Annotated in this window: 15 protein-coding genes and 1 tRNA gene; 7 read left to right on the forward strand and 9 right to left on the reverse strand. The window is 36.6% G+C overall.

Annotated elements, in window-relative coordinates; all coding sequences use genetic code 11:
• Positions 1–177 precede the first annotated feature (177 nt).
• Positions 178–594, reverse strand: coding sequence for a BrxA/BrxB family bacilliredoxin (locus tag ACQ334_RS15205; protein ID WP_430989095.1), 417 nt, complete (start codon positions 592–594; stop codon positions 178–180).
• A 256-nt stretch (positions 595–850) separates the two neighbouring features.
• Between ACQ334_RS15205 and ACQ334_RS15210 the strand changes: the two genes are divergently transcribed.
• Complete coding sequence (locus ACQ334_RS15210; RefSeq protein WP_430989096.1) at positions 851–1,291, forward strand: Hsp20/alpha crystallin family protein; 441 nt, start codon at positions 851–853, stop codon at positions 1,289–1,291.
• A gap of 157 nt (positions 1,292–1,448) precedes the next feature.
• Here ACQ334_RS15210 and ACQ334_RS15215 read toward each other — a convergent pair whose 3' ends face one another.
• The 5 genes from ACQ334_RS15215 to ACQ334_RS15235 are packed head-to-tail and all read right to left on the reverse strand — an operon-like array spanning position 1,449 to position 4,600.
• The gene (locus ACQ334_RS15215; protein ID WP_430989097.1) at positions 1,449–1,931 is read right to left on the reverse strand and encodes a hypothetical protein; all 483 of its coding nucleotides are present in this window, start codon (positions 1,929–1,931) and stop codon (positions 1,449–1,451) included.
• Positions 1,931–2,158, reverse strand: a complete 228-nt coding sequence (locus tag ACQ334_RS15220) for a hypothetical protein (RefSeq protein WP_430989098.1) — start codon at positions 2,156–2,158, stop codon at positions 1,931–1,933. The genes ACQ334_RS15215 and ACQ334_RS15220 overlap by 1 nt, the downstream gene beginning before the upstream one ends.
• Positions 2,159–2,167: 9 nt before the next feature.
• Entirely contained in the window at positions 2,168–3,274 is a 1,107-nt protein-coding gene (locus ACQ334_RS15225; protein WP_430989099.1) for a M42 family metallopeptidase, read from the reverse strand.
• Between the two features lie 28 nt (positions 3,275–3,302).
• On the reverse strand, positions 3,303–4,130 hold the full coding sequence (locus tag ACQ334_RS15230; protein ID WP_430989100.1) for a hypothetical protein: 828 nt from the start codon (positions 4,128–4,130) through the stop codon (positions 3,303–3,305).
• The gene (locus ACQ334_RS15235) at positions 4,130–4,600 is read right to left on the reverse strand and encodes a hypothetical protein (RefSeq protein WP_430989101.1); all 471 of its coding nucleotides are present in this window, start codon (positions 4,598–4,600) and stop codon (positions 4,130–4,132) included. The genes ACQ334_RS15230 and ACQ334_RS15235 overlap by 1 nt, the downstream gene beginning before the upstream one ends.
• A 35-nt stretch (positions 4,601–4,635) precedes the next feature.
• Here ACQ334_RS15235 and ACQ334_RS15240 point away from each other — a divergent pair, with 35 nt between their 5' ends.
• Positions 4,636–5,652 carry an acyl transferase gene (locus ACQ334_RS15240; RefSeq protein ID WP_430989102.1) on the forward strand — a complete coding sequence of 339 codons (1,017 nt, stop codon included), beginning with the start codon at positions 4,636–4,638 and terminating at the stop codon, positions 5,650–5,652.
• A 72-nt stretch (positions 5,653–5,724) separates the two neighbouring features.
• Here the strand turns inward: ACQ334_RS15240 and ACQ334_RS15245 are convergent.
• A tRNA-Lys gene (locus tag ACQ334_RS15245) sits at positions 5,725–5,797 on the reverse strand.
• Between the two features lie 243 nt (positions 5,798–6,040).
• Here ACQ334_RS15245 and ACQ334_RS15250 point away from each other — a divergent pair.
• The 5 genes from ACQ334_RS15250 to ACQ334_RS15270 all read left to right on the forward strand — a co-directional run bounded on the left by ACQ334_RS15250 (position 6,041) and on the right by ACQ334_RS15270 (position 10,820).
• Entirely contained in the window at positions 6,041–6,850 is an 810-nt protein-coding gene (locus ACQ334_RS15250; protein ID WP_430989103.1) for an SDR family oxidoreductase, read from the forward strand.
• Positions 6,851–6,914: 64 nt separating this feature from the next.
• Positions 6,915–7,739 carry an SAM hydrolase/SAM-dependent halogenase family protein gene (locus ACQ334_RS15255; RefSeq protein WP_430989104.1) on the forward strand — a complete coding sequence of 275 codons (825 nt, stop codon included), beginning with the start codon at positions 6,915–6,917 and terminating at the stop codon, positions 7,737–7,739.
• Positions 7,740–7,806: 67 nt separating this feature from the next.
• Positions 7,807–8,388 carry an RNA polymerase sigma factor gene (locus ACQ334_RS15260; protein ID WP_430989105.1) on the forward strand — a complete coding sequence of 194 codons (582 nt, stop codon included), beginning with the start codon at positions 7,807–7,809 and terminating at the stop codon, positions 8,386–8,388.
• 90 nt (positions 8,389–8,478) lie between these two features.
• Entirely contained in the window at positions 8,479–9,912 is a 1,434-nt protein-coding gene (locus tag ACQ334_RS15265; protein ID WP_430989106.1) for a carboxypeptidase-like regulatory domain-containing protein, read from the forward strand.
• Positions 9,913–9,983: 71 nt separating this feature from the next.
• A complete protein-coding gene (locus tag ACQ334_RS15270; RefSeq protein WP_430989107.1) occupies positions 9,984–10,820 on the forward strand; it encodes a DUF2911 domain-containing protein in 837 nt (278 codons plus the stop codon).
• Positions 10,821–10,852: 32 nt separating this feature from the next.
• Here the strand turns inward: ACQ334_RS15270 and ACQ334_RS15275 are convergent, their stop codons facing one another.
• Both ACQ334_RS15275 and ACQ334_RS15280 read right to left on the reverse strand, forming a co-directional pair.
• Positions 10,853–12,481, reverse strand: coding sequence for a sodium:solute symporter (locus ACQ334_RS15275; protein ID WP_430989108.1), 1,629 nt, complete (start codon positions 12,479–12,481; stop codon positions 10,853–10,855).
• Between the two features lie 222 nt (positions 12,482–12,703).
• Positions 12,704–15,241, reverse strand: a complete 2,538-nt coding sequence (locus ACQ334_RS15280; protein WP_430989109.1) for a PIG-L family deacetylase — start codon at positions 15,239–15,241, stop codon at positions 12,704–12,706.
• Positions 15,242–15,345 lie beyond the last annotated feature (104 nt).

Raw genomic sequence — 15,345 nt, forward strand, 5'->3', positions numbered from 1 at the left:
ATATTGCAAGATATTGAATAAAGCGATGAAAAAGTTAATGACTTCATCTTCCTTTTGTACATTGAAATTGTATTTCGATACATTTACCCAGTACATTGAAATTATATTCTGATACATCAAATCAATAAAAAATCCTCCCGCAAAACAGGAGGATGTATTTTACTAACCCATCTTTACTTAGTTGCAATGTTGCTCAAAAGCCCCGATAAGGTTTTCGGCAATCATTTGTGCGCTTCTTCCTTCAATCATATGTCTTTCTATAAAATGTACCAACTGGCCATTTTTAAAAAGAGCAATAGATGGAGAAGATGGAGGATAAGGTAACAGGTGTTCCCTGATCTTTTTTACTGCGTCAACATCAAAACCTGCAAAACTTGTGGCCAGGTGATCTGGCTTTTTAGTACTGTTGTGCACTGCCATTAAAACGCCTGGTCTTGCTGTACCGGCACTGCAGCCACAAACAGAATTGATTACTACTAAAGTTGTGCCCTCATCATTTATAGTCTGTTCAACTTCTGCCGAAGTAGTCATTTCAGAAAAGCCATTTTCTGTAAGCTCTTCTTTCATTGGTATTACAATTTCTTCTGGATACATGTGTAATAAATTTTTAGGAACACAAAATTACTGACTTAAAACAATTAAGAAATCATTTTTCTCCACTTAGTGTTTACCATATCTGGAATATTATCTTGAGCAAAACAGGCAATTATGTCATGCTTAAAATAAAAAATAAGACACTTTGTCTGCAAAAATTCAGCATTACAGAAATTTAGGCATAAAAAAACGATTGGAATATAATTTGAAGACTTATTGGTGTAAGCAAATTTTTAAAAACTAAAATTATATAACCATGACACTCGTAAAAACAAACAACCCATTTGCAAAATCTTTCGACGGATTAATGAACGACATTTTTAATGAATTGCCTTCAACATTTGGTAAAACTGTAAGGCAGGATGTATTTGGTTTTCCACCGGTAAATATTGTTGAGAAAAATGATCATTACCATTTGCAGGTTGCTGCTCCGGGTTTTGATAAAAGCGATTTCAATATTAAACTGGAAGGTGAGACATTAACTATCAGTGCCGAAAAGAAAGAACAAACCAAATCTGAAACTGATAAGGTGATCCGTTCAGAATTCAGTGCAAAAACTTTTAAACGCAGTTTTACTTTAGATGAAAAGATTGATGCTGCAAACATAAGTGCTAAGTATGAGAATGGCATTTTACATGTTGGTCTTCCTAAAAAAGAAGAAGTAAAAGCGGTTACAAAAGAAATTAATATTCAGTAAGAGTTTTCATAAGCATACAGTTGGTTTTGATTATTCCCTGCTATTCTTAGCAGGGAATTTTGGTTTAGCCACCTGCCTTCCTGCAGGCAGGTTACACAGATTTTCACAGATTAAAACCAATTTATGCGGTGTAAAAATGGGTATGCTTATAAAAGAGTTATACATTACCCTCCCTTTGCTTTCTCTTTTCCATCCAATCCACTTCTTTATTAGTAGTAAATGCCTGTATAATTGCCATAAGAAAAAGTGTGGCAATATTACCGGCTAAAAAAAGCAAGGTAAAGCTCCAGTAACCATCGCTCCCAAAAGCAGCTTTATTAAAATAGCGGATGTAATCGTTCAATAATACTACCAGGCTTAATAAAAAACCTATTGTAAATATTGCCCGGGAAATAAGTTTTACCGGTATAGAAGGATGCTTTGCGGTTCTTTTAAAAAAAATATAATATACACTTGCAAAAATGGCTGCAGGAAGAGACATGATCAATAACTCGTAGATGATATCTGTAGGCCTGGATGAAATAATTTTTGAAAATCCCCAGAATACTCCCACCAGCGATGCAATTATTACAGGCACAGAAAGAAACAATAAAAATATCAGGAAATATAATTTCGAATATTTTATAAACCGGTCTTCCATTATTTTATTTTATCGGGTTTACTGATAAGTGAGTCAGGCAATTTTTTATAGGCAGAATCAATAGCATAAGTTGAATGTTTAAGGCTTTCGTCAACACGTTTAAATTCATTTAAAATGCTCTCCTGCCGCTGATGTGCCTGATCTGCTGATTTTTTCATATTGATTATTACTGAAACAACCAACCCTGTTGCTGCCACCACTACAAAGATGATTAACCCTTTTGACATGAGTATTGTTTAAAAATAACTCAAATTAGTTTTAGGGGTTAGGGTCAATAATGTTTCATACATCAGCTTCACTGTATTTTCAATGTCATCTTTGTGCAACATTTCCACCGTGGTGTGCATATAGCGTAAAGGGATAGAAATTAAAACTGAAGGGCAACCATCGTTAGCGTATGCAAATGCATCGGTATCTGTACCTGTGCTTCTGCTAACGGTATGCAATTGCACAGGAATTTTATTTTTTCCGGCAACAGTTTGTACCAGGTCTAATAATTTATTGTGCACGGCAGGCCCGAAAGTTAAAGAAGGTCCTTTACCGCAAACCGTATCACCCTGTATGATCTTACTGATCATCGGTGTTGAAGTATCATGCGTTACGTCAGTAATAATAGCCACATCGGGTTTTATTCTCCGTGCAATCATTTCGGCACCACGAAGGCCGATTTCTTCCTGCACAGCATTTACAATGTATAAACCAAAAGGCAGTTTCTTTTTATTTTGTTTCAGTAATCTTGCTACTTCTGCAATCATAAAACCACCTACACGGTTATCAAAAGCCCTGCCTATTAAAAAATCGTAATGCAGTTCTTCGTAACCATCTTCGTATGTGGCAACAGCACCAATATGTATACCCAGGTCTTCCACCTCTTTTTTAGTTCTTGCACCGCAATCTAAAAAGAGATTATCCACTTTAGGCTGAGGTTCCTTTGCCTCGGGATTTTGCATACGGGTATGAATGGCAGGCCAGCCAAACACTGCTTTTACAGCTCCTTTTTTACCATGTATCAGCACCCTCATTGATGGTGCAATCTGGTGATCCACACCGCCATTGCGTTTTAAATAGATCAATCCTTCGGGGGAAATATAATTTACAAACCAGCTTATTTCATCGGCATGCGCTTCTATTACTACTTTAAATGGCGCATCAGGATTAATTACCCCAACTGCTGTTCCATAAGGATCTGTGAAAAAAGTATCTGTAAATGGTTTTACATACTCCAGCCACATCTTTTGTCCGCTGCTTTCAAAACCCGTGGGAGAAGGATTATTGATATAATTTTTAAGAAATGTATAGGATTCTTCTGTTAAAATACTTTTGGTCTTTTTTGCTTTAGCCATTTTAGTTTATTTATAAAAAGCAAAATAACTAAATACTTGCCACATAAGTTGCCAAAGCCGAAAATAACATCAACCCATCTACCCCAAAATAATAAAAAATATAGCCTTGCTTTTTAAGAGAGAAAAAGTAAACAACAGCTGTAACTACGCCTGTAACCAATAAAGCTATTATCTGCATGGGTTCATCATAATAAACTCTTAAAACTATGCCGTTAATAATATAAGCAATAAATATTGCGGCCATTATATATTGAACTGTTTTGGGTTTTATAACAGTGGTTAAACTCTGTAATCCCCGTATTTTGTCAACCCCTGTATCTCTTGCATCAAAAATGATACATAACATCAGCATAAAAAGAAATCTGTTATTAAAGAGCATTATCAGTGTAATATCATTACCTGTTGGATTTTGTTTATAAGGAATGTATACTGTTACAAATGACCATGTGAGTGCCAGTAAAAAAGTTTTAAGTAACCCTGCTTTGCGTGCAATGAGAAATACTTTGAAAGGTAATAGCGGAATGGTATAAAGTGCCGTAAGCAACAATCCTACAATTATTACAGGCCATAGTTTAGTAAGATAGAACAGTGAATAAATCAATCCTATGCTACCGATAGCCATAACAATTGCATTGCTGTAATATTGTTGCAGAAAAATTTTTATCGGGCGCCTGGAAAAACTGTAACCACTTAAAAGCCAGTATAGATTATAACTGCTTATAGTAGAAAAAAAGATAAAGGCATACAAATACCCCGTTAAATTAATGTGCAGCAACAGGGCTGTTTGATAACACAATGCCACAGCGCAAATGGCAATAAAAATAGAATGAGATAAAATGAAGTGAAATAACTTCATTATTGTACAATATAATAAACCGGGGCTCCGGTTATAATAACGTTACTTTTATTTTTTGCAAAATCCTTTATATAAACCTCAAAATACAAGGTATCCACCCTTGGCCTTGTGGTTACCCCCGGCTTGCCTCCCAATACATTGAATAAATTAACGTCTATATCTGCTTTAAAATTAGCCTGTGCAGCTGTTTTTAAATCTGGTAAAAAAGATGAATCAATTTTATTGTTGATAAGATTCTTTACATAGATCTTTGAAGTATCTGAGCCGGCTTTAAAGCCCAGGTCACCTTCTGCATCAGTAACATTAATTGTTAGTACAGGGGCTATATCTTTCTGAAAGGCTGTATAAGAGGATAACCAGGCATTTGGTTTTACAGATTTAAAACTGATTTGCGGAACTGTTGTAAATTTATCTTTTTTACAGCCAACAAAAACCATAACAAGCATAGCAACTAATAGTGTATATCGCATCTTTGTATATTATTACTCAAATTTACAGATAGAAATTGAAACATCCCGTTAAAAATATTGACCTCGACAAAAGGGTTTTTGCTGCCTCTGAACACAACTTTACAGAGCTGGCACTGGAATTATTTCAATTTCAATACGGCAATAACGAAGTCTACCGCAAATACTGTGATCTGCTGAAGATTGCACCAGAAACTATTACTACACTCAGGCAGATTCCTTTTTTACCAATATCATTTTTTAAATCGCACCAGATTACTACAACTGCATTTGAACCGGAAGTTGTTTTTGAAAGTAGCGGAACCACTGGTACTGTAAACAGCAGGCATTATATTAAAGATGTGCAACTGTATAAAAAAAGCTTTTCTGCAGGCTTTGAAAAGTTTTACGGGGCACCGGAAAACAAATGCATCTTAGGACTTTTACCCTCATATTTAGAGAGAAATAATTCTTCCCTGGTTTTTATGGTAGACGAACTGATAAAAAAAAGCAACAGCAGTTTAAGCGGTTTTTACCTGTACGACCTGGAGAAATTACACCGCACACTTTTACACAACGAAATTTTAAAACAACCTACTTTATTAATTGGAGTTACTTATGCTTTACTTGATTTTGCAGAGCAATATCCGATGCAATTACGCAATACCATTGTTATGGAAACCGGCGGTATGAAAGGACGGCGGGAGGAAGCAACAAGACAGGAAGTGCATCAACTGTTACAAAAAAATTCAGGTACAAGCCTTGTGCACTCAGAGTATGGGATGACAGAATTATTATCACAGGCTTATTCTAAAGGTGATGGAATTTTTCATTGCCCGGCATGGATGAAAGTAGTAATTCGTGAAGAAGATGATCCTTTTGCAATACATTTAAGCAGTGATATAAAAGAAAAGCCCGTGTCAGGAGCACTCAACATTATCGACCTTGCTAATGTTTACAGTTGCTGCTTTATTGCCACCAGCGATGTAGGCCGTTTATATAGCAATGGAAGTTTTGAAGTTTTGGGCAGAATGGATAATAGTGATATAAGAGGATGTAGTTTGATGGCTTTATAATTTTTTATTTACAAAATTTAAAATAGCAACCATCCCAAAATAAAAAACCTCAACTAATGCTGAGGTTTTTTGTGAACTGGCTGGGACTCGAACCCAGGGCCCATACATTAAAAGTGTATTGCTCTACCAACTGAGCTACCAATTCATCCTTATTAAAAACTACAGTTAAATTTATATTTCCCAGAGGCCCTCCCGATTTGAAATCGGGATGCTCTACCAACTGAGCTACCAATTCTCCTGTCCCTTTTTTAATTGGGAGTGCAAAAATAGGGTAAAAACATATTGCAGCAAATTTTTTACGCAAACTTTTTCAACATTTAAATTTGATTTTCAACATTTTGTTTGTTTTCACCCCGATAACTCACTTATTTTTGCCTATAATTATTTTATGAGTACATTTTTTCAAAATAAAGTAGTAGCCATTACCGGCGGAAGTGATGGTATTGGAAAAGCATTAGTGGATGCATTAATAAGTATGGGCGCAAAAGTGGCCACCTGCAGCCGTAACCAGGATAAATTATATGACCTGCAGGTAAAGCACTCCGGTTTGCCTTTACATACATTAGTAGCTGATGTAAGTAACCTGAATGATTGTAAAAACTTCATCAATTCTACCATTGCTACTTTCGGAGGCATTGATATACTTATCAATAATGCCGGGATAAATATCAGGGGTGTGTTGCAGGACATAGAGATTGAAGCAGTTGAAAAAGTAATGGATATTAATTTTTACGGAACGCTTTATTGTACCAAGCTGGCATTAAATTCAATCATAGAAAGAAAAGGGGCCATTGTTGGTGTTTCATCTGTTGCAGGATACAGGGGCCTTCCGGGAAGAAGCGGCTACTCGGCAAGCAAATTTGCAATGACTGGTTTTTTAGAATCCTTACGTACTGAATTAATGGATTCGGGTGTACAGGTAATGTGGGTTTGCCCGGGTTTTACAAAATCAAACATACGTCACGTGCCATTGATAAGTAAAGGCAAGCTGGTAGAAGTAAGTACAGCGCACGAAGAAAAAATGATGAGCTCGGAAGAATGTGCCGAAAAAATTATCAAAGCAATTGAAAAACGCAAACGAACTTTAGTATTTACTTTTTCTGATAAACGCACTGTTTTACTCAATAAAATTTTTCCATCCCTGACTGATAAATTAGTGAAGAAATTCTTTTTTAAAGATGGAGGACTTGTACGGTAGCTGGTCTAGGGTTTAGAGACCGTACATTATTAATTAATCATTACTCAATTATTCATTATCATAAATGCCATTACTAACCCTAACATCTGATATTGGCCAACAGGATTTTTTAGTTGGCGCAATAAAGGGGCAGCTATTGCAGACCAATAATGAATTTACAATAGTAGATATTACCCATCACCTCTCTCCCTTTAATTATCCGCAGGCAGCGTATGTATGCCGCAATGCGATTAAAAATTTTCCGGCAGGCAGCTTTCATTTAGTATTGGTGAATTTATTTGATGCCAAACCCGAGCACATGTTGCTGGCTGAACATAATGGCCATTTTATTGGTTGCGCCGATAATGGCTTATTGACTATGATACTGGAAGAAGTGCCCCAAAAAGTAGTGGCATTAGCGCTGGATAAAACAGAACAAAAAAATACCATTTATTGTACCAGGATATTTGCACAGGCCTTTACCCAATTACAGTTAGGCCAGGGCCTGGAAGAAATGGGCGACAGCAGTATACCAATACAAGTAAAAAATCCGTTAAAACCGATGCTGGGCAATAATTGGATTGAAGGACAAATTATATTTATAGATAATTTTGAGAACGTGATCGTTAATATTACCAAAGAAGACTTTGAAGAACAACGCAAAGGCAGAAGTTTTAAAATTGTTTTTAAACGAGATGAAGTGATTGACAAAGTAAGCGAAACCTATGCAGATGTATCAGAAGGTGAAAAACTGGCCTTATTTAATTCTGCCGGTTACCTGGAAATTGCCATTAATAAAGGTAATGCTGCAGGTTTGTTTGGCTTACAAGGGTATTCGGAAAAACAACAGCAGCATCAGTATATGAGTAACAGGATATTTTATCAAACTGTGAAAGTATATTTTGAATAAGTGATGCAACATGCTGATATACAAAACCTGATAACTAAAAACTATTGCTTTTCCCGGAATTACAAACTTGACCTTTTTAAAAAACATATCGCCTGACCAAACTACTGATAAAGAACTGGTAACAGCTTTTAAAGAAAGCGGTGATACCAACTATTTGAGCACACTTTACCAGCGTTATATGGACCTGGTATTTGGTGTTTGCCTGAAGTACTTTAAAGATGCCGAAAGGTGTAAGGATGCTGTGATGGATATTTATGAGGAGCTAAATACTAAACTAAAGCAACATGAGGTGGATAATTTTAAAGGCTGGTTACACGTTTTAGCCCGAAATTACTGCCTGATGCAGCTTAGAAGCCCCCGTAATATGAAAACCACGGAATTTAATGCGGATTTTATGCAATCAGCGGAAAATACGCATCTGAATGGCGAAGTGTTGGAAAAAGAGAGCAATTTTGTTAAATTGGAACAGTGTTTGGATACTTTGACAGAAGAGCAAAAGCAAAGCGTGCAACTATTTTATTTAGAGAACAAATGTTATAACGAAATTGCTGCTATTACGGGGTACGACTGGAATAAAGTAAGAAGTTATATCCAAAATGGCAGAAGAAATTTGAAATTATGTATGGACGAAAAGGGACTGGAGTTATAGTTTAGGGGTTTAGATGTTTAGGGTTTGAGAGAACGTTAAATTTAAGAACTCTTCAACTCACAACTGACGATTCACGACTCACCATTAACAATGGACAATAAAGAAAACGATATTATTTACACCGCAGCAGATATTGCACAATACCTGGATGGCAAGCTTTCGCCTTTGCAAATGCATGCCATGGAAAAAGCTGCACTGGATGATCCTTTTTTGGCAGAAGCCATGGAAGGTTATGAATCTGTGCCACAGGAAGATTGGGCAGCTCAACTTGCCGGATTAAAGAATGATTTTGGCAGGGAGAAAAACCAGGCCAAAGTAATTGCAATGCCGGTAAGGCGTAAGAATAATTGGTGGAAGGTAGCTGCGGCAGTATTATTTTTAGGCACTACAGGTTCTATAGCTTACCTGCTGTTGAATAAAGAAGAGAAACAGACTATTGCAAAAAACATACAGCCGCAGGCTGAAAAAGAAAAAGTTGTTGCAGACACCAATGCATTTAAAAATTTACCCGAAACTTCATCAGAAAATGCAACTGCTGTAGCAAAGAACGAAGCAAAACAAATTACTTCAGCGAGCAATCAATACACTGTTATTGACAAAACTGCTGCAAAAAAAGAAACAATACAAGCTGACAGTCTTTTTGTTTACAGGCCTGCTAAAAAATCTCCAATCATTGACCTGAAACCAGATGGCGTTGCAAGTGTAGATAATGATGCTATTAAAGACAGGAGCCCCCTTCCTCCTGCCACTGCACCTTCAGTAAATTATAGTAATAACGCTAACGAAAAACAAACTGAAGAAACAGCTAAATATTTCAACAGCAATATTGCTAAAAACGGAATATCAACACAGGCGCAATATGAAAAAGGCCGGCAGGCTCTGGTTGATAAGGAAACTTCAGGTTACTTAAAAAGAGAAGCTCCGCTTAACAAGAGTTTTGCAGCACAGGTTGTAGGTGCGGATAACAGCCCTTTGCCTTTTGCTAACATCAGCATTAAAAGTGAGAATTTTGGTACTTATGCAGATGCGAAAGGTAATTTCAGATTAGTATCATCCGATTCCCTGCTTGTTGTAGAAGTAAAAGCTGCCGGTTATCAGCCACGTTTTTATACTTTGCAAAGTTTTGTACAGCAAAATAAAATTGTTTTGGCAGAAGAAGATGCAGCATCAAGATATAAAGCAGTTGTGGGAAACAGTTCAACCGCAAAAGCTAAAACATCACGTAGAGCTACTTTGGTAAGAGATTCTTTAATAAATGTAGAGCCGGCTGACGGATGGGATAATTATAACACCTACGTTAATAATAATATTGAAATACCCGATGACATAACGAAAAAAGATATTCACGGGCAGGTAGAACTTTCTTTTGATGTAAAATCAAATGGTACCATCACCAATATTAAAGTAGATAAATCTCTTTGTGATAACTGCGATGAAGTTGCCAAACGCCTTATTGAACAAGGCCCGCAATGGAAAGTAAAAAAAGGCAAAAAGGGTAAAGGTAAAGTTACCGTGCAGTTTTAGTTTTTTTGGGCCATCATTTTCGTTCCCGTTTTATTGTCATTCCATTACTTTTATAGCCTGAAATTTTATGTATGAATAAAACAATACTGCTGTGTATTGTGATGCTAAACAGTATGCTTCAAACATCAGCACAGGTAAAAATGCCGGAGCCTGCTCCATTGCAAACCATAAAACAAAGTTTTGGTATGGGTGCAATTGAATTGATATACAGCAGGCCTAACTTAACAAAGGGCCGCAAAATATACGGCGATCTTGTACCTTATAACAAACTGTGGCGTACCGGTGCTAATGCTGCTACCAAAATAATTTTTACTGATGCGGTGGAGTTAAGCGGAAAAAAGGTAGATAGCGGCACTTATGTTTTATATACCATCCCCGGGCTGGATAGCTGGGAGATAATACTAAACAAGGGATTGAATAACTGGGGCATTGAAGGATATAAAGAAAATGAAGATGTGGCCCGCTTTAGAATTGAACCCGTGAAAATGAAGGCGAATATTGAAACTTTAACCATGCAGTTTCTGAATATCAAACCAGAAAGTTGTGAGTTACATATCATGTGGTCAAAAACAGCCATCGTAATTCCAATAACTACAAATATTAAAGACAGGTTGAGGGTACAGATTGAAAAAGGGATGCAAACAGAAAATAAACCTTACTGGCAGGCTGCACAATTTTACAATGAATATGATCATAACCAGGTGAAGGCTTTAGATAATTGTAACAAGGCCATTACAGCAAACAACAAAGCATTCTGGATATATCTATACAAAGCAAAAATTCAAAAAGAAATGGGCGATAAGGCTGGCGCAAAAGTAAGTGCTCAAAAATCGCTTGAACTGGCAAAGGATGCAAAGAATGAAGATTATATAAAAATGAATGAAGAATTATTAAGAAAACTGAAATAAAGAATTATAAAAGATAAAGAAAAAGCACTGCATTATTGTGGTGCTTTTTCTTTTAACAGCGGTTGCAATAAAGCGCTTAATATAATTACAAACAAAGCGCCAATTACATTTAGCCATAAAAATGAAATGATATCCATCTTATAAATAAGAATAACAAGCAATTCTGAAATAATGGCGGCATAAAAAACCGCATTGCCTTTTACAAACTTTAACCAAAAGGCTACCAAAAACACACCTAATATTACGCCATAGAAAAGCGAACCAATAATATTAACTGCTTCAATTAAACTATTGCCGATATTATAGGCAAACATAGAAATGATAATAGAAAATATACCCCACCCTAATGTGTACCATTGCGATATTTTATAATCTTCCAGTTCCGTTTCTTTTTTTACAAAGAATTTTTTGTGAAAATCTATTACGGTACATGCCGCCAGCGAATTGAGCGCTGCAGCAATGCTACCCCATGCTGCTAAAAAAATTATGGCAAAGATCAAGCCTATTAATCCAACTGGTAAGTTTTCTTTTACAAACCAGAGAAAAACATAATTGGTATCATTAGGTTTTTGATCGGGCAAAGCTCTTTCCATTACGCCTTTAAAAGTTTTTCTTATAACATTGGCCTCTTTAGTATTCTTCTGTTCAAATGCTTTACTGTATTGCAACTCCAGCATATTTAAAGAATCTTTCTTCACCGTTTGCTTTGCCTGTTGCAAGGTTACGGCATCAAAATAAACCGGCCCTTTATTATATTGGTAAAAAGAAAATATCAATATGCCGATCAGTAAGATAAAAAACTGCATCGGCACTTTTACCAATCCATTAATTAATAAACCCTTCCTGCTTTCTTTTATATTTTTTGCCGTTAAGTACCTTCCCACCTGGCTATGATCAGTTCCAAAATAACTGAGTGCTAAAAAGAAACCGCCGATCAATCCGCTCCAGATATTGTATTTATCTTTCCAATCAAACCCTTTATTAGTAAACCCTGTGGTAATGATATTCATTTTGCCGCTTTGCCCGCCTACTTTTAAAGCATCGGTAAAGCCGACCGCATCCGGCAATAATTTGACTGCTAAATACCCCGTTATAAACAATGCCACAAACACAATGATCATTTGCAGCTTCTGCGTATAGGCTACCGCTTTAGCACCACCACTCATGGTGTAAATGATAAGCATCCCCCCCATTACCAGGTTGGTGTAATAAATATTCCAGCCCATTAAGGAACTTAATACCAATGAAGGGGCAAAAATGCTTACACCGGTACTTAATCCCCTTGACAATAAAAATAAAGCAGAAGTGAATGTTCTTGTTTTTACATCAAACCGATGCTCTAAAAATTCGTAGGCTGTAAATACTTTTAATTTGCTGAATACCGGAACAAAGAAAATGGCGATGACGATCATGGCAAGAGGCAGGCCAAAATAATATTGTACAAAACGCATCCCATCGCTGTAAGCCTGTCCGGGGCCGGTTAAAAAAGTAATAGCGCTTGCCTGCGTCCCCATAATGCTTAGCAAAACCAAATACCAGGGCAAGCTTCTGTTACTGAGAAAATAACCTTCTAAATTTTTTGTTGTACGGCTTTTGTAAATACCATAAACAATGATGGAAGTGAGTGTAATGATCAATATGGCCCAATCTATACGACTCATGAAAAGTACTTGGTGATGAAAAAGAAAAAAATGATCTGCACAAGCAAAAATAACAGCACACCAAAATACCATTTGCGCCAGTATGATTTTTCGTTTTTCATTTTTTTAACAAGCATTTGTTTTTATCGGGTGAGTCACCCCAGAAGGGTGGCTCACCCAGACTAGTTGCCGCTTAAATTTTTACCGGGTGAGCCACTCTTTAAGGAGTGACCCACCCTATTATTACTTGATATACTTCACTCTTTTATTTGCAATCAGGTTAGCAAACAACCTGTATGCACCGGGAACGCCTGCAGGCAATTCCCGGAAGAAAACCAATCCTGTATACACAAATCTTCCTTTACCATAGTTGGCAATAATTAAACTACCATCCTGTTCATTTTCCCCCGGATCTTTCATACTCAGTATTCTTCTGTAAGCGGTATCAATATTTTCTGCATTGTAAATACTGCGTTCCTGTATCCAGCCTTCAAAATCTTTATCGGTTATTTTATTGGGATAGTTTAACGCTTTATGATCGGGAATTAAAAAATTTACTTTGGCTTCTTCATCTGTAATCCGGTTACGGCTGATGGTAAAAGGATAAGGTGCAATTTTCGCTCTTACCGGACCAATTTGGTTGCTGGTATTATACTGAGTAAATAATACGCCGCCTTCTTTTACATACTGCATTAATGCATCGTATACATTGTTCATCCACTCGTTGGTATTATAAGTCCTTACGCCTGTAACAATCACATCAAACTGGCGAAGATTAGCAGCTGTCATATCGCTCTGTTTCAATGTTACTACTTTATATCCCATTTGCTCTAGTGCTTCCGGAATTTTATCTCCGGCACCGGGAATATAGCCTGCGTAATTGCCAACAGTTTTCAGATCAAACATTTTGGCAGTAAATACTGTCGGGCGGGTATATGCAATTGAAGGAATGTGATCATAATTTATATTCTGAAGTTGCAAATAAGGTTTTTTATCAAACTTATAAGGAATTTCTTCATGAATAAATACACCTTTAGTCAAGTCATTACCCAGGCTATCGAATAAAATATATGGATCCCAGTTCACACTAGTTTGTATTCTTACTGTTTGATTTTTGGAAAGCAATGTATCTATATCAGTACCTAAAACTTTTCCTTCCGAGTTTATAATATACTTTTTAAACCGGTTATCATCTCTATAAGATTTTATTTCCCATTTGTTGCTTGCACCATGATTTATGGAAAGTTGCGGAATAGAGCTGACAGAGAATGCAGGAATAATATTTACAGGTTGATAGATCTCTCCTTTAACAGGATCAGTATATTTATAATAAACAGGTTTTGTAAATACAAATTCTTTCCCTTCAACCATCATACTAAAATTTACACTTAAAGGATCATTTTCTCCCTTACCAATTAACTGCTGTTCGCTAACATTAAAACTTCCTTTATCTTTTTGATTCTCCAACCAGTAAGGTTGTGTAAGCTTTGTATCCGGTTCTATAAACCAGGTATAATTTCTAGTAGCATTCATATTTTTCTTCAGCTGGTCAAAGATTAAATATGTTGTATCAATCTGAACATCGGCACTTAAAATATTGGCACCACTCCGGTTATTTACAGTTAAAGTAACTTTTAAACTATCGCCTTGCACCGCATATTGCGTATTGGCAACGGCTTCCATAAATAAACCACTGCAGTTCTCAATTATTTTTTTTATTTCGGCTTGCTTTAATGTTTTCCAGTAAGGATCATTTATCTTATCAAGGTCGGTATAAAGTTTTACTAAAGCGGCATCAGATTTTTCCGGGTGCTGTACATCATAGTTTTTAAAAATATCGTTGATCGTATTTTCAATATTTTCTTTTGTTACCCGTGACCAACTCAGGTCTATGCCATCCATCAGATCATTTACAGGAGCAGCACCTTTTATCGTTTTAAAATATTCAATCACACTTCCTCTTTGTGCAGGCACACCAAAGCCCTGGCTTTTATGCATGCTACGACTGGTAGCCGCAATCTCACCATAGCTTTTTCCCAATATCGGATTATAATCGCCGCATTCTAATTTAAACTGATCATCCCTTTGTGTATTGGTGGTACCGAAATTAAATGTATTCCATAGTAACCGTTTGGCCTGCCATATGCTTACGTATTTTAATTGCTCCGGAAATTTTGTAGGGTCTGCCGCTGCATCAAATGCTTCGCCGGCTAATATTGCTGATGCAGTATGATGGCCATGGCCACCCTCGCCGGTTGTGGGAAACCTTGTAATGATCACATCGGGTTTAAATTTTCTTATTACCCAAACCACATCACTTAAAATTTTATCGTGGCCCCATATGCGTAAGGCCTCTTCAGGACTTTTACTAAACCCGAAATCAAAAGCACGACTGAAAAATTGTTCTGCACCATCAACTCTCCTGGCAGCTAATAGTTCCTGTGTGCGTATCAAGCCCAGGTCAACCCCCTGCTCGTCACCAATTAAATTTTGTCCGCCATCACCTCTTGTTAAACTTAAATAACCGGTGCGGTATAATTTTTCATTAGCCAAGTAAGCCAGCAATCTTGTATTCTCATCATCAGGATGTGCCGCAATGTATAATACAGAACCTAATACATTGAGTTTTTTTAACTGCAATAATATTTCGGAAGAGGTGTATGACCTGGGCGTTTGTGATTTTACTTCGCAAAAAGAAAGCACAAGAAAAAAGAATACAATTTTTTTACGCAAACCGAAATTTGCCATAGCGGCAAGGGAACACAGCATTTTATTTTTCATATTAGAATTCTATTCTTTTTATTTAAAGTCTTGAACTGTACGTTTTGATGTTGCATGCCGAAAATTTGTTTCGGCAAAATGTATCGAAATAAAATTTCAATGTA

This window comes from Ferruginibacter sp. SUN106, assembly GCF_050611765.1.
Lineage (GTDB): Bacteria > Bacteroidota > Bacteroidia > Chitinophagales > Chitinophagaceae > Ferruginibacter.

Excerpts from the sequence above, each read along its gene's own strand:
- ACQ334_RS15280 (WP_430989109.1), bottom strand. The coding sequence starts at position 15,241 with ATGAAAAATAAAATGCTGTGTTCCCTTGCCGCTATGGCAAATTTCGGT.
- ACQ334_RS15230 (WP_430989100.1), bottom strand. The coding sequence starts at position 4,130 with ATGAAGTTATTTCACTTCATTTTATCTCATTCTATTTTTATTGCCATT.
- ACQ334_RS15225 (WP_430989099.1), bottom strand. The coding sequence starts at position 3,274 with ATGGCTAAAGCAAAAAAGACCAAAAGTATTTTAACAGAAGAATCCTAT.
- ACQ334_RS15270 (WP_430989107.1), top strand. The coding sequence starts at position 9,984 with ATGAATAAAACAATACTGCTGTGTATTGTGATGCTAAACAGTATGCTT.
- ACQ334_RS15235 (WP_430989101.1), bottom strand. The coding sequence starts at position 4,600 with ATGCGATATACACTATTAGTTGCTATGCTTGTTATGGTTTTTGTTGGC.
- ACQ334_RS15275 (WP_430989108.1), bottom strand. The coding sequence starts at position 12,481 with ATGAGTCGTATAGATTGGGCCATATTGATCATTACACTCACTTCCATC.
- ACQ334_RS15205 (WP_430989095.1), bottom strand. The coding sequence starts at position 594 with ATGTATCCAGAAGAAATTGTAATACCAATGAAAGAAGAGCTTACAGAA.
- ACQ334_RS15210 (WP_430989096.1), top strand. The coding sequence starts at position 851 with ATGACACTCGTAAAAACAAACAACCCATTTGCAAAATCTTTCGACGGA.
- ACQ334_RS15220 (WP_430989098.1), bottom strand. The coding sequence starts at position 2,158 with ATGTCAAAAGGGTTAATCATCTTTGTAGTGGTGGCAGCAACAGGGTTG.
- ACQ334_RS15215 (WP_430989097.1), bottom strand. The coding sequence starts at position 1,931 with ATGGAAGACCGGTTTATAAAATATTCGAAATTATATTTCCTGATATTT.
- ACQ334_RS15250 (WP_430989103.1), top strand. The coding sequence starts at position 6,041 with ATGAGTACATTTTTTCAAAATAAAGTAGTAGCCATTACCGGCGGAAGT.
- ACQ334_RS15255 (WP_430989104.1), top strand. The coding sequence starts at position 6,915 with ATGCCATTACTAACCCTAACATCTGATATTGGCCAACAGGATTTTTTA.
- ACQ334_RS15265 (WP_430989106.1), top strand. The coding sequence starts at position 8,479 with ATGGACAATAAAGAAAACGATATTATTTACACCGCAGCAGATATTGCA.